Origin of the sequence: Ureibacillus chungkukjangi (assembly GCF_003217295.1) — a bacterium.
Lineage (GTDB): Bacteria > Bacillota > Bacilli > Bacillales_A > Planococcaceae > Ureibacillus > Ureibacillus chungkukjangi.
The window spans coordinates 88,416-102,637 of the sequence record NZ_QJTJ01000002.1; the positions used below are offsets into that span (position 1 = coordinate 88,416).

Genomic DNA, 14,222 nt, shown 5'->3' on the forward strand with positions numbered 1-14,222 from the left:
CTTGATCAAGGCCCTAGCTCTATTACTTTGTTATCGCAAGCTCCTTATACGTTCTTCTCAAAACTAACAAAATATATATCAATATCGAATATATACAAGTACCAATCATGTAATAAATTGCGTGTTCTTTTGGGTTAACAATTGTAAAACCATCTTCGCCATGAATGGTCTGATATACTTGAATTGACCCATAGAATTGCCAGAAATAATAGAGAGTCACTACTACCATTACTAGGGCCAGGAAAGCTTTTTTGTGAAAAATAAGCTTGAGGGAATTTCTCTTGAAGACCTGTGAAAACGCAATATTCGGCATTGCTTGTAGCTCTAAATTGAATGGCATTAGGAAATAAATCATTAATCCTCCCCAAATCAAACCGACCACAATGATTTCTAGTAAACTCATTAGTACCTCCTTAAAACACGAATTATAAATAGAAATAGAGGAGAATTAATATCCCCTCCACTTCTAATATTATACATTAATTACCATTTAAAAACCCATAAATCCCCTCAATCGAACTACTAGAAAGTGTATAAATCGTATGCGTATCCTTCGTATTCATAATGGTCCCTGCCTTATCTGAAATCCATAGAAAATAGGACTCATTTGCAATAGAAAATTGAAACTCCGGATTTGCCATATTTACAATGCCTGATTCTTTTATCGAATCCTTTACAGCTCTTTCGAAAATGACTACCTCTTCTTTATTTAATTCTAAATTTATAGTGCCATGGTTCTCTTTAGGTATAATTGCAATATCTAATTTACTCACTGTTTCTTCAGCTGCCCGCTCTTCATGGGAACAGCCAGCCCATACCATTCCTATCAGGCTCAAAAAAATAAGTGCTATTTTCAAATTCATCACCTCTTGTATTAGACATGCTTTTTATAAGATAAGTTACAAATTTTTGAAGCAACAATAAAAAGCGTTTATCCTTCTATGAATAAACGCCCTGTATTACACTCTCTTATTCGACTACTTCAAAATAGATTTCTGCTTTTAGTGAGTAGCGTGGTTCTTCGTCGACAATGTGGAAATCTGTAATCCCTTCTATTTTATATTTACCTGGCGGGAAGTTCATGGACGACATTTTTTCAAATTCCTTCTCTGAGTATGGATTTCCTCCATTTCCTTCAAAATAACTGCCTCCAGAAAATTGATATTGCTCCAAAATTGGTTCATTTGGTTTCATGGCTGTCACGATATAAGGCTGAATCATGACTCCCTCGAATTTATATCCCTTGGTAAGGTTCGTTGTATTGAGGAAAATCCATGATCCAGCATGACCAATCTCAATGTCTTCTTCACCTGTATATGTTAGGCTCGCAGTTATATCTAACTCTTCCCCTGCCTTATACTTAGCTTTTGCACTTTTCAGCTCCAGCTTGAAATCGTCCTGACTCTCTACAGCTTGGCTATTTTCGTTGGCATTGCTTGCTCTATTTGAAGTATTTTCACCATTTCCCGCTCCACATGCAGTAAGGAGCAATGACATAAATAGCAAGACAAGATATCTCATTTAATCCCTCCTATCTTCTTATTCCATTAGACCTTATTAGTTATGAAAAGTTACAAAAATGCGAAAAAAAAATGCCAAATTCTATCATTCAGATTAGAATTGGCACTTCGTAAACGTTTAGCGTGACTCTTTTGGCGGTTGGCAAACGTCACATTTACGTTGGTTATTATTTTTAAATTTCGTAAAAGTTTTTTCGAAATTCGTTCCACAAGAACATTTAAAAAGTAATTTTTGAGAGAAGCCGTGATATTCTGTCGTTAGTAGCTTACTGTCAGAGTTTTTCTCAACAAATTCCTTTATCTTCCCGATAGTCCAGCGTTTGTTCATACTTACACCTCTATTTTTTCTATCATAAGTTCCTCATTATACCATGAGCTTTTGTAAAATTGTTCTTTTCTAATACTTTTCTTAAATATAGAGCATCTAATATATAAATTTATATGATTTTCCCATTACCAATTTGCAATAAATGTTATGATAAATTAAATTACCAATTTGTTTTTTCGCTTACCAAACCCATTTATCTTGATGCAATCATTGCAAGTAAGTCTCTCTTCAGTTTGTCCTAAAGTTGGGTGTTTAACTATTCATTTTTACATATTCTATTTCCAATTACAGATAGAAGGTGTTCATTATGCCAGATTGGTCCTATCATCCATTAAAAGAAGCTTTGTTAGATAAAGTTAATGCAAAGGCTGGCCGCGAGTTTATTCATCAATCGATGAGTACTGTTGCTAAAGTTCCTGGTGGCCGAAGCTTTATTGGATTTTTGGGACATATGAATCCTCCTCACCAAATTCAGAAAGACATTTTCCAAACGCGATTTTCTACTTCGGTTGGGTTAAGTGGTGTAATTGACCCGAAATTATCAGGATTACGAGCTTTTCAAGAGCTCGGTTTTGGATTCGTTGAAATTGGTCCAATTGTTATAAATGAACCTCACGAGCAAAAAGAGCCATTACGTGAAAATAGACAAATCCTTTTTGCTAATCAGCCAGAGAAGGTACCACTTAAACTTGTAATACAAAAACTTACGCTACTAAATATTCGAATCCCAGTATTGGCAAAGATAGATGCACAGGTTAATAGTCAAGAACTGATAAGCGTAGTCCAGCATTTAACGCCATTTGTTGCGGGCTTCATTGGCACAAGTGAGCAACTTCATTTCATAGATCAAGATTTAGCTCGCCCTTTTTATGTCTCCTTTACAGCTGAGGAGTTTAATGAAAATATACTAGATGAGCTCGTGGTGCGGTCTTGTTTTGCTGGCGTAGTCCTCACTGCCCCTCGGCAAATTGCAGATAATTATTGGCTTGAGACTGCTAATGCAAACGAAAGCCTTGTAAAAATAGTAAAACAGGCTAAGGAAGTCAATCCTGAATTGAATATCATCACTTCAGGGGGAGTAGAGACACCAAATGAAGCCTACCGTTTAGTCGAGGCGGGCTCTGATTTGGTCATGCTTACGAGTGGCTATGTGAGGGCAGGTCCCGGCTTACCTAAAAGAATTAATGAACGGATTTTGTTTGAAGAGCGACCTCTTCAAAAACCTAGATGGGCTTGGTCGCTCCTATTTGGGCTCTCCATTTTAATGGGTGGATTAATCGCTCTCTATTTTGCATTAACGAGCATTATCCTTCCCTACGATGAATCATTCATCGGGTTAACTAAGGAAGAAATCTTACTAGTCAATCCACGCATTTTAGCATTTATGTCCCATGATCGAATGGCGTTAGCTGGAACGATGATTTCTGCAGGCATTTTATATATCCAGCTTGCACGGCACGGCATTAAGCTCGGTATGCATTGGGCAAAAATCACGTTTCATAGTGCAGCGATTATAGGTTTTCTTGGCATCCTTTTGTTCATCGGCTACGGTTATTTTGATTGGCTACATGGTCTTTTTTGGCTAATATTATTGCCAATCTATTTCTTTAGCTTTAAGGAAGGAAAAAGAGTTACTGGCTCTCCCTTCTCAAGTCACGGAGAAAATAATACAGCCTGGAGGATTGGCCTTTACGGTCAGCTATTGTTTATCATTCTTGGATTTTCGATACTAGTCGGTGGGATAGTGATTTCTACAATTGGTGTATCGGCCGTTTTTGTATCAACTGACATCAGCTTCCTATGCATGTCCCCTGAAATGTTAGACAATATTAGCAGCAAGCTAATCCCTGTGATTGCTCATGACCGCGCTGGATTTGGAAGTGCCCTAGTCAGTGTTGGGCTTCTTGTTTTAATGCTTTCTTTGTGGGGCTTTCGCCAGGGTGAAAGTTGGGTTTGGAATACGTTAGCAATTGGGGCATTACCGGCTTTTGCTGCCGGAATCGGAACGCATTTCTATATTGGCTACACAAACTTTTTGCATTTGCTACCTGTCTACTTTTTAGTTGTTTTGTATTTGGTTGGATTGGGTTTATCTTATGGTTTCTTAAAGAGTAATAAGTGAGTTTAATTAAATAAATAAAACGCACAAATGCTGTTGCTCAACATTTGTGCGTTTTTTGATTGTTAATTGTGCAAGTGCAATAAATATAACTAAGGTTTCTCTTAGTAATGTAGTTTTTTTGCTTGTGAAAATCGTATCTGTATCGATATAGCTTACTGACGCGTTTCATCGGGCTCATGAACATCGTTTTATCATCGATATTCCACTCTAATGCGTTTCATCCTGCTCATGAACATCGTTTCAATATTGATTTCACTCTCCAACGCGTTTCATTAGCCTAATGAACATCATTTTATCATCGATATTCCACTCTAATGCGCTTCATCGGGCTCATGAACATCGTTTCAATATCGATTTTCTTCTCCAACGCGTTTCACCTCAGTTATAAACATCGTTTCGACATCCATTACCTTCTCCAACGCATTTCATCCAGCTCATGAACATCATTTCAACAACAATATCCCTCTCCAATGCGTTTCATCCAGCTCATGAATATCATTTCAACAACAATATCGCTCTCCAACACGTTTCATCCAGCTCATGTACATCACTTCATCAACGATTCCCCTCTCCAACACGTTTCATCAATTTCGTCCATCCCCTTCTTACAAACCCAACCGATTAGAAATCAAAGTTATCTGGGTCTGGACCGACGCGGTGGTTTTGGTTTAAACCATCAATTAGCTTCATATCTTCGCCTGTTAGCTCAAAATCAAAAACATCTGCATTTTCAATAATACGGTGTTCTTTTGTTGATTTTGGGATTGTGACTACACCGTTTTGCAAATCCCAACGCAGAATGATTTGGGCTACGGATTTATTATATTTGCTAGCAATTTCTTGTAGTGTTTCGTTATCAAGTAATTGCCCTTGCATTAATGGCGACCATGCTTCAAGCTGAATTCCATTCTCCTTACAGAATGCTTGGACTTCTTTTTGAGTCAGTCTTGGATGGTACTCTACTTGGTTGATCATCGGTTTTATCTCAGCATCCTTCATTAAATCCTCAAGATGGTGAATTTGGAAGTTACTTACGCCAATCGCTTTAATGCGACCTTCTTTATAAAGTGTTTCTAATGCTCTCCAAGCATCCTTGTATTTCCCCTCCACCGGCCAGTGAATTAAATACAAATCTAAATACTCTAAATCCAGCTTCGCTAAGCTTGTTTCGAAGGCTGCTAAAGTTGATTCGTAGCCTAAGTCAGCGTTCCATACTTTTGATGTTACAAATAGTTCTTCTCTTGAAATTCCAGCTTCCTGTAAGCCTTCTTTAATACCTTTTCCTACCCCTTCTTCATTTCCATAAATCGCTGCTGTATCAATACTTCTGTAGCCATTTTTAATAGCTGCCTTTACAGCGTTTACTAGCTCAGGACCTTCTTCTACTTTAAAAACCCCTAAACCAAACCAAGGCATTTTTACACCGTTATGCAAAGTTGTTGTAGCTTGTAAATTTTTCATTATTTTATTCCTCCATTTTTTCTAGTTATTTTGTGATTGATCTTTACGCTCCATCGCTCTACTGAACCAAGTTAGTACTACTGCCGCTAACACCATTAGTGCACCTATCCACGATGTATGAATAAGCCCAATAGAGTCTGTGACAATCCCACCTATAAATGATCCAATTGCTATGCCTGCATTGAATGCTGCAATATTAATAGCCGATGCTACATCGACTGCACTTGGTACAAAGCGTTCCGCAAGCATTACGACATAAACCTGTAGACCTGGTACATTCATAAAAGCAAAGAGACCCATGAAGAGTATTGTAATTAAACCAACTATTTTATACGGTGCAGTAAACAGCAAAACAAATAGAATCACGGCTTGTACTATAAACATATAGAACAATGCATTGATAGGATTTCGGTTAGATAACTTTCCACCAATCGTATTACCTATTGCAATGGCAATTCCATAAACCAATAAAATCACTGCAACTGTTTCTGCTTTATAGCCTGTTATATCCTGAAGTAACGGTGATAGATAAGTAAATACTACAAACGTTCCCCCGTAGCCTAATGCTGTAATGATGAACACTAGAAGTAAGCGTCCATTTGTTATGAGCTTGAACTGATCTCGAAAAGTTGTTTTGTTCCCTTTACGTAATGTAGTTGGAATTAGGAAGCTTGTTGCAATAAACGCAACGATACCTATCGCGACAATTATTAGAAATGCCGCTCTCCAACCGACCTGTTGTCCAATATATGTTCCAAACGGTACCCCTGTAACGGTTGCAACAGTAAGCCCCGTAAACATAATAGAAATCGCACTAGCTCTTCGATTTTCTGGTACCAAATCAGCTGCAATTGTTGACCCGATTGACATAAAAATACCATGTGACAATGCTGAGATAATGCGAGCGATTAGCAATATCTGTATCGAGTTAGCAAAAGCTGCCAGGGTATTTCCTGCTATGAAAATAATCATTATCCATAGCAACAGTGTCTTCCTTGGTATTCTTGATGTTAAAGACGTTAAAACAGGTGCCCCTAAAGTGACCCCCAATGCATATAAAGAAACCGTTAACCCTGCAGTTGTAACCGGTATACTTAAATCCTCAGCTATCAGTGGCAGTAACCCCACACTGATAAATTCGGTTGTACCTATAGCAAAGGCACTGACCGCTAATGCGAGTAACGCCAATGTACTTTGCTTTTTATTTAATGCCATTTCTCTCTCTCCTCCTCCAGTTGGCAAATCAACTAAACTACTTATGAATTTTAAGAAAGTCTAGTAAAAATCGACTGGCAAATGTTATTATGAGATATACAAATCAAAAATAGAAGTACGCACTTTTAAGTTATATAAGCACCAAAAAGTAATATAGGCACTTTAAAGTACCTATAGAATGGAGTAGTTGATTATGCAGAAAAAGAAATACAATATATCAGTCGAAGCTACTTTAGAGGTTATCGGCGGTAAGTGGAAATGTGTCATCCTTTGTCATCTTACTCATGGAAAGAAACGAACAAGCGAACTAAAACGATTGATGCCGAGCATTACACAAAAAATGCTTACACAACAGCTTCGTGAGCTTGAAGAGGATGGCGTTATTAACCGCATCGTGTATAACCAGGTACCTCCAAAGGTAGAATACGAGCTTAGTGAATACGGCAAGAGCTTAGAAGGAATTTTAAATGCTCTATGTAATTGGGGAGATACTCATATTACGAGAGTTTATGGAGACAAATCAGAGGTTTTAGAGAAAAGTATATTAAATAATTAGTTGTCTATGGCAAGGAAACTTGTACTCATAGTTAGACTCCTTTTTTACCATAAATTTCAACCGTCTCTATTGCGATAGAGGCGTTTTTTTCTATTTTAGGGTTACAGCACTGTTTCAATGTATTTTTTAAAGGGAATATCCAAAAAGTACATACACTTTGAAGTTGCCTTTGCTTTTTAAAATATGGTACGTTTTATTTTCAAATGTGATTTTGATTATCAAAGGAATGAGACTATGAAAAAATTTCATTTTGCTTTTGCGGTTTTTACCTTTGTTGTGTTCTGTATTTTATGGATGACTTTTGAGACCCCTGCTATCCTTTCCTTTGACAAGAAAGCAGCCGATTTAATGTATGGGATTGATTTTATTACATGGTTTCATAATCTAGGTGAAACGAATGTTATATTTGGTGTTTCACTGGTTGTTCTTATTATTATCTGGGTTCGTCTCCGTGATTATAAATTAATGTTTTTTACCTTTTTAACAATTGGTGTTGGTTTTGGGCTGTATCAATTTTTAAAACGAGTGGTTGAAAGACCCCGTCCTGAGATTGTCGATCAATATACTACCTTTAGCTTCCCATCTGGACATGCCACTCATGGAATATTGTTTTTATTAACACTCGCCTTTGTTTTTAGCCGATTGGTTAAATCAAAAAAAGCTTCACAAATTGGCTGGATTGTAGCCATTATAATTTTTATGTTAATTGGCCTGTCCCGAGTAACAGAAGCACGTCATTATGCATCTGATGTATTAGCTGGATGGTCTCTTGGTTATACTTGGTTTACTATATGCTCTTGGTGGTATCGGACTAGCAATCGCATTCATTTACAAAAGACAAACTCAAATGAATAGCTACTATATGTTTATGTAAAGACAGGTGAAAAATAATGAGCTTAACAAACAAAGAATTAGCGGACCTTTATATGAAATATAAGAAGGAAAAAAAATTATATAAACAGAAAAAGAGAAACTCTCTATATGATTTAAATCATTATTTTGAATGTAAAAAAGCCTTATCCCTTATTAAAGTCGAAATGCTTAGACGTGGTTTAAAGAAAAAGCATGCCAAGAGGCTCAGCAGCTTTTAGCATGAAAACTTCCTACTACACTTGAATGGTGTAGTATTTTTTTGTTTAATTTTATGAATAATTTGCCTCCAGTTTTGACAAATTACATTGTGGGAGGTGGGAATTATGGCAAATACAATTGGTGTAGAACAATCATTATCAAACGTGGAAGCAGCTTTAAAGGCAAAGGGCTATCAAGTCGTTCAACTTCGCAGTGAAGCAGATGCGAAAAACTGTGACGCTTGCGTTATTACTGGTCAAGATGATAATGTAATGGGCATTAGCGACACTACAGTTAAAGGACCTGTTATCGATGCTACTGGACTTTCTGCAGATGAGGTTTTAGATCGCGTCGAAAAACTATTCCATTAATTAAAAAGGTGCTATTCATCGGTCTTTTGGACTTTTGAATAGCACCTTTTTTTATTAGTGATAATACTTTGAATAAAGATCGCCCAGCGTCATTTTCCCTACACTAAACTCTGGCTTGTCATTGTCGCTTAAGAAGGCTGAAATACTTTCCAATCTATCAGCTTCATTTTTAGGGAAGTCGATTAGCGTTACGCCGCTCGCGAGTAATTGGATGCTGAGCTCTGGAAATGCTTTTGCCAGCTTTTCTTTTAACTGTTCAGTTCCCTCTTTTACTCGTATTACCATATTTCCATTAACCCCTAAATCGCTATAAATATCCTCGATTAAATCCAGGCTCCCATTTTTAACAAAGAAAATTCGATCTGCGTATTTCTCTAAATTTTCGAGTAAGTGAGACGCAATTATAATCGTTTTTCCCTCTGCTTTTTTCTTCACAAGCATTTGTGAAATAATCTCTACCTGTGTAGGATCCAATCCATTCATCACTTCATCCATCAGCATTATTTGCGTGTCTGAAACAATTTGCATAGCAAAGCAAAGTCTTTGGCGCATTCCTAGCGAGTAGGTGCCAGTTTTCTTATTGACATAGGACTCCATTCCAAGTGCTTTAATAGTACTATCAATCAATTCAGGGTTACTATTCCACATAGAGCTATAAATTTTAAGATGCTGCCTTCCTGAAAGATGATTGTACAAGTCACTTTGATCAGGCATCATCGAAACAAGCTGGTGAATTTTCACCTCATTCTTTTTCGAACTGTATTCTAATCCATTATTAAAAACGACTTTCCCACTGTTTGGTCGAAGATAATTCATGATGACATTCATCAGCGTCGATTTCCCTGTTCCATTTGGGGCGACTAAACCGATGATTTCCCCAGGCTGGAAGGTGATCGAAATCTCTTTCAAGATATCTCTACCTGAAAAATTTACACCTATATTTTTTAGTTCAAGCATTTAATTTCCTCCTGTTCATCAAAGTAGCTTATACCTTCTATGGTTACTAATTATAAAAGTAAGGAGTAAGCAAATAACTGTACATACCGCCATAACGAGTAGACCATTTTTTAATGTGAGTGCTACCGAATTATTGAGATACTCACGATAGCCGGCAATAATTTGTCCTACCTGAACATAGCTAGATGGATACCAATGAATATCCTTTACATATCCAAGCCCTCTCACATAATAATAATATTCAGCAAACACAACAACACAGCCAGCTACCAGATTAGCAAACTCATTTTTTACAATGATACTAACAAGCAGAAGCAAGGAAATCAGCATAAAAAACCAAAACAAGATTAGTAAAGCGTTTTGGAATAGATACTCTCCCATCGAGATAGTAGTAAAGGCTTTTGTTTTATAGCTAAAAACCGGAACGGGTAAATTTAAATCTCCAATCCCATTTCGTATCGCTATAATAACAAAGCCCACTGCCAGCGGAATCACCGTTAGAATGCTACCAGTTAAAGCCACTCCTCCTTTAACTAGCAGGCTTCTCCAAACAGAAATCGGGAAGCCCTTTATCAAGCTCGGATTTTTTTTATCCTTTAATACGATATCTGCTGCAAAGAGAATACAGCTAATCAGCAGGATTAAAGGCAGATAGGAATGCAGCAGTCTTTGTAAGGTTTGCAGGGCTGTTCGCTCCTCAAAAACATTAATGGATAGATTAGAATCCCCCTTAGCATAGCCATCGAAGCGACTAGCAGAGTACATGTAAGCATAGTGGCCATCCTCTGTTGCATAAAGATTTCCTGCTGTATAATAACGAGAATTGTAATAAAGTATATCCTTGCCATTTCTAAAGATCATATTGTCCGAATATACATACCAGTTAAAAGTTGCCTCTGCATACTTTTTCATATCACCTGCAGCTAATGCATCTAATCGCTGTTTATCGTATTCGTTCCATTCAGGGTAAATCGCAGCAGCAAATCTCGTTAAAGGATACGTATTTTCATCCAATACAACATTATTCAGAAAATCCTCTCTTGTTAGGAACCTTGCTTCAATTTCCTCTCTATCAACCTTTTCAATAGGGTCATAGGCCGGAGCAATTTTCAATGCGTAGAAGCAGGCGAAAAAGAGTAGGATGACATAGACTGCAATATTTTTCTTATTGAACATAAATTGAATAAATTCAAACTTAAAATAGGCTCGCATTGTTCTCCTCCTATACCTTTTTTAGTTTTCCAGTAGTAAAGAATAGCTTTACTGCAGCCAGCATCAGAATAATACTTATCCCAATGTAAATCAGCCCATGGACGAGCTCTAATCCAACCGGCTTTGCTAAATCAAGACTTTGACCATTTAATAGATTCGTAAAGTTCATATAGTTGAATGGATTAAATGGAACAAGGCTTACTAGCGCTGGAAACAAAGAAGGAGCAATAAACAAAAGCAGCTGTACAAACAATGTTAAGTACATATTTTTTAATAATACATTTAAAATAACAGACAAAAGAATGGTAAAAATCGCTATAAATATCATATAAATTAAAGCAATTCCTATGTATTCGAGAATCGTGATTACTTTATAGCTGCCATCAAAAATCGCAACCGGATAATTAGCGTCCCCTACCCCATAAAAGTAAATGAAGGGCAAACTACAAGCGAAGATTTCTGCTATAAAAATTAAGACAATCAGCATCGCAGAAGTCGATTTTGCTAGGACGTATTTATCAAAGGAAACCGGATAGCCTTTTATTAATGAGATATGACGGAACTCTTCAATGAGAATTCCACTTGAAAAGATGCTGATGAAGATGAACCAAAAAGAACCTAGCATCATAAATACACTTAAGAGAAATGGGAAGAAGGATAAGGAATCCTGCGATACAACAATCCCCGCTTTGTCCATGAATTGGTAAAGAATGGCATCTAGATGATTCTCTGTTTTGGTAGGTAGATTCGTAGCAACCTTTTCGTAGTCCTCTAATTCAAAGGCACTTGCTCTTACCTCTACTAGCTTGAGGCCAGTATCCAAATAGAGCTGGGGGCGGTCTATTTTGAGAGCCATACTTTGATTTACAACATATTGTTTTTGCTGGAGCAGGTTATAATATAATTCGTTCCCTGTACCATCATCCATAGCATCCGGCGGCTGAAACTTGGTCAGAGCAGCTGATAGTGATTGCGATTCACTCCCCTTTTCGTCAATCAGCTTTTGGGAATTTTCAAGCTTCTCATAGGAAAACAGGCCAAAAACGAAGAGAGCAACTACAAGAATAGCAATGATATTTTTCTTATTTGACCTTTCAATGATTAAATCATTCTTTAAAAGCTTCCACATAACGACCTCCATATTAGATTTTCTTTCTATCAATCTTCTTTTTCCAAAGAATTGGAATCTTTCATCAGTATATCAAATTTTCCGAATATTAAATAGATAATTAATATTAAGATAATAACAGGGGGGCAATATTCGAGTATGAAAAAATTGGATATTTTCTTTCATGAATTTAGAGAAGCTCTTTAAGCATGGCAGTGTCGTAGCTTATTTGGGATTCTCATCTGATATTTCTCGGGCCTTTTTATGTCCAAAAAGCACAAAAAACCAAGTCGACCTGACTTAGTTTTTGCGTATGAATATTTTGTTAAGAAAGCTTTTTTCCTAAAATAATTAAATCTCTTTTTATGCCATCTAATGAGGCTACTTCTGGGAGATTGGCCCATTGCTCAAAGCCAAACTTTTCAAATAAGCGAAGGCTTGGCTGGTTGTGACCAAAGATGAAGCCTAGTAAAGTATCTACTTTACAGCCTGGTGCAGCTTCAATCACTTTGGCTAAGACTGTTTTCCCAAGACCGTGCCCTCTAAAGCTCTCATCTAAATAAATGCTGACCTCTGCTGTTGCTTGATAGGCAGCTCTACCATAAAAATCCTGGAGGCTTACCCACCCACAGATTTCTCCCGCTGCTGTTTCTACTACCCAAAGGGGTCTTTTCGATGGGGTATGCTCATGGTACCATTTTAATCGGTCTTCCACTGTTACTGGTTCTGTGTCTGCCGTAACCATTCTGCCAGGAATCGTTGAATTGTAAATCTCTACAATTCTCGGTAAATCTTCTAGTGCCGCATCGCGAAATGTAATTTCTAGTGCCATCAAAACACCTCATATTTAAATTTTATATTTATGTTAATTCTATTTACATCGGAATACAATATAATCTTTACGCACAAAAAATAAAAGTGCTCCTACCTAGTAGAAACACTTATCTTTTCATTCGCTTAAAAATCCCCAAATATACAAGGATAAATCCGATTACTTCCAGTAAGACAAAGCTATAGATCATTACTGTAAATCCGATAAATCCGTCCCCTTCATCCATCCCAAATGAAATTCCCGCAATCCATGAGACTAAGGGTGCTATGGCCACAATTGTTGCAATTCCCCAAACTAAAAGCTTTTTTTTCCTCGGTTTGTTCCTGCTCATATAAACTGCCAATACGATTGCGAGTAATAAAATTATAATAGCTATTGCCAAATTATTTTCTCTCCTACTATTAATACTATTGAAACTTTTAATTATATTAATTATAACAAAAACTTTCTCCCTCATGTAATAAACTCTATACCTGGAGCTTAAAAATAGGAAAGCCTCAAAGGTTAAACCAAACCTTTGAGACTTTCCCTTTATCATTTATATAAAAAGAACAATTTACTGTACATATGTGCTTTGATGAGAGTTCATTTGTTGGAAGTAATTTAGGACAACATCTAATTCTTGACTACATTTTACGGTATCTGGATGAGTTAAACCTTTAGATAATCCAATATCAATCATACGATTCTTAAGTGTTACAATTTCATCCTCTAAATTTGATAAAGAAATAGCTATTTTACCCATATATATTCCCTCCAACTTAATATATTTTTTCAGCCCTCGGTATTCGGAAATTATTCAAATGAATATTTCTAGATTAATTATCTATCTAATTCTTCCAATTGAATATCACCATACATTCTTATTTTTATACTTTGTAGGGGTGAAGAAATAGGAAGCTCTTCTCATTAAATCTAGTACAGCTCCTATTAATAGAATAGTACCCTGATAGATTTCCACTAAACTCTGGTTACTAAATTGTAATAAATGAAAAAAATGCGTAATCCAATTTGGATTAACGCATTTTTATATTCTATATCTTATTCCTTATTGAACCAAAGTGGCTCTGTGTCATCGACTTCACCATTATAATTAATGAAGATTTCTTCTCCAGCCTTGATATCCTTGTAAGCAAAGAAGTCAAAGGTATGATTATCAAAGTTAATCTCGTAAATGGCATTTGGCTCATAAGAATGGTTAAACAACATACCGTAACCGAGAAGTATCGCCGTATGATTGATGCCATACTCAAAAGCGTAGTCAGCTAGTAAAGTTTTCTCGATATGTTCATGCTGCTCGTTTGGATATGAAATGACTGGCGCTTCATGAAAAAGCTCGCCCTTTTTAATATCCTGTTTAGCGAATACGCCTCTGTTAAATTCTCCATCACTAATTGGAGAGGTTTTTACCTCAATCATATTGGTCTCCTACTCATCTTAAAAATTTTCTTTCTAACTGTAACACGAAT

The 14,222-nt window shown here is 36.7% G+C and carries 17 protein-coding genes; 4 read left to right on the top strand and 13 right to left on the bottom strand.

The window, feature by feature from the left end; all coding sequences use genetic code 11:
- Positions 1-22: 22 nt before the first annotated feature.
- The 4 genes from BJ095_RS02175 to BJ095_RS02190 form a co-directional block, all read right to left on the bottom strand.
- Positions 23-403, bottom strand: a complete 381-nt coding sequence (locus tag BJ095_RS02175) for a hypothetical protein (RefSeq protein ID WP_107931939.1) — start codon at positions 401-403, stop codon at positions 23-25.
- Positions 404-479: 76 nt separating this feature from the next.
- A complete protein-coding gene (locus BJ095_RS02180; RefSeq protein ID WP_107931937.1) occupies positions 480-857 on the bottom strand; it encodes a hypothetical protein in 378 nt (125 codons plus the stop codon).
- Between the two features lie 112 nt (positions 858-969).
- The gene (locus BJ095_RS02185) at positions 970-1,521 is read right to left on the bottom strand and encodes a hypothetical protein (protein ID WP_107931935.1); all 552 of its coding nucleotides are present in this window, start codon (positions 1,519-1,521) and stop codon (positions 970-972) included.
- A 117-nt stretch (positions 1,522-1,638) separates the two neighbouring features.
- On the bottom strand, positions 1,639-1,848 hold the full coding sequence (locus tag BJ095_RS02190; protein WP_107931933.1) for a hypothetical protein: 210 nt from the start codon (positions 1,846-1,848) through the stop codon (positions 1,639-1,641).
- A 307-nt stretch (positions 1,849-2,155) separates the two neighbouring features.
- Here BJ095_RS02190 and BJ095_RS02195 point away from each other — a divergent pair, with 307 nt between their 5' ends.
- A complete protein-coding gene (locus BJ095_RS02195) occupies positions 2,156-3,970 on the top strand; it encodes a dihydroorotate dehydrogenase (RefSeq protein WP_107931931.1) in 1,815 nt (604 codons plus the stop codon).
- Positions 3,971-4,591: 621 nt separating this feature from the next.
- On the opposite strand, the gene BJ095_RS02200 is transcribed toward BJ095_RS02195, so the two are convergent.
- Both BJ095_RS02200 and BJ095_RS02205 read right to left on the bottom strand, forming a co-directional pair.
- On the bottom strand, positions 4,592-5,431 hold the full coding sequence (locus BJ095_RS02200; protein ID WP_107931930.1) for an aldo/keto reductase: 840 nt from the start codon (positions 5,429-5,431) through the stop codon (positions 4,592-4,594).
- Positions 5,432-5,452: 21 nt separating this feature from the next.
- Entirely contained in the window at positions 5,453-6,646 is a 1,194-nt protein-coding gene (locus BJ095_RS02205) for an MFS transporter (protein ID WP_107931928.1), read from the bottom strand.
- A gap of 193 nt (positions 6,647-6,839) precedes the next feature.
- On the opposite strand from BJ095_RS02205, the gene BJ095_RS02210 reads away from it, so the two are divergent.
- From BJ095_RS02210 to BJ095_RS02225, 3 genes are all read left to right on the top strand, one after another.
- On the top strand, positions 6,840-7,202 hold the full coding sequence (locus tag BJ095_RS02210; RefSeq protein WP_107931926.1) for a winged helix-turn-helix transcriptional regulator: 363 nt from the start codon (positions 6,840-6,842) through the stop codon (positions 7,200-7,202).
- A 234-nt stretch (positions 7,203-7,436) separates the two neighbouring features.
- On the top strand, positions 7,437-8,057 hold the full coding sequence (locus BJ095_RS02215; RefSeq protein ID WP_181417933.1) for a phosphatase PAP2 family protein: 621 nt from the start codon (positions 7,437-7,439) through the stop codon (positions 8,055-8,057).
- 341 nt (positions 8,058-8,398) lie between these two features.
- Entirely contained in the window at positions 8,399-8,644 is a 246-nt protein-coding gene (locus BJ095_RS02225; RefSeq protein WP_107931920.1) for a YkuS family protein, read from the top strand.
- A gap of 54 nt (positions 8,645-8,698) precedes the next feature.
- Here BJ095_RS02225 and BJ095_RS02230 read toward each other — a convergent pair whose 3' ends face one another.
- The 7 genes from BJ095_RS02230 to BJ095_RS02260 form a co-directional block, all read right to left on the bottom strand.
- Entirely contained in the window at positions 8,699-9,601 is a 903-nt protein-coding gene (locus BJ095_RS02230; RefSeq protein WP_107931919.1) for an ABC transporter ATP-binding protein, read from the bottom strand.
- An 18-nt stretch (positions 9,602-9,619) separates the two neighbouring features.
- Entirely contained in the window at positions 9,620-10,813 is a 1,194-nt protein-coding gene (locus BJ095_RS02235; protein WP_107931917.1) for an ABC transporter permease, read from the bottom strand.
- Between the two features lie 10 nt (positions 10,814-10,823).
- Entirely contained in the window at positions 10,824-11,942 is a 1,119-nt protein-coding gene (locus BJ095_RS02240) for an ABC transporter permease (RefSeq protein WP_107931915.1), read from the bottom strand.
- Positions 11,943-12,246: 304 nt separating this feature from the next.
- A complete protein-coding gene (locus BJ095_RS02245; RefSeq protein WP_107931914.1) occupies positions 12,247-12,753 on the bottom strand; it encodes a GNAT family N-acetyltransferase in 507 nt (168 codons plus the stop codon).
- Positions 12,754-12,862: 109 nt separating this feature from the next.
- A complete protein-coding gene (locus tag BJ095_RS02250; RefSeq protein WP_107931913.1) occupies positions 12,863-13,135 on the bottom strand; it encodes a hypothetical protein in 273 nt (90 codons plus the stop codon).
- A gap of 174 nt (positions 13,136-13,309) precedes the next feature.
- Positions 13,310-13,498: an aspartyl-phosphate phosphatase Spo0E family protein gene (locus BJ095_RS02255; protein ID WP_107931912.1), complete on the bottom strand. Its 189-nt coding sequence runs from the start codon at positions 13,496-13,498 to the stop codon at positions 13,310-13,312.
- Positions 13,499-13,794: 296 nt separating this feature from the next.
- Entirely contained in the window at positions 13,795-14,172 is a 378-nt protein-coding gene (locus BJ095_RS02260; protein ID WP_107931910.1) for an SET domain-containing protein, read from the bottom strand.
- Positions 14,173-14,222 lie beyond the last annotated feature (50 nt).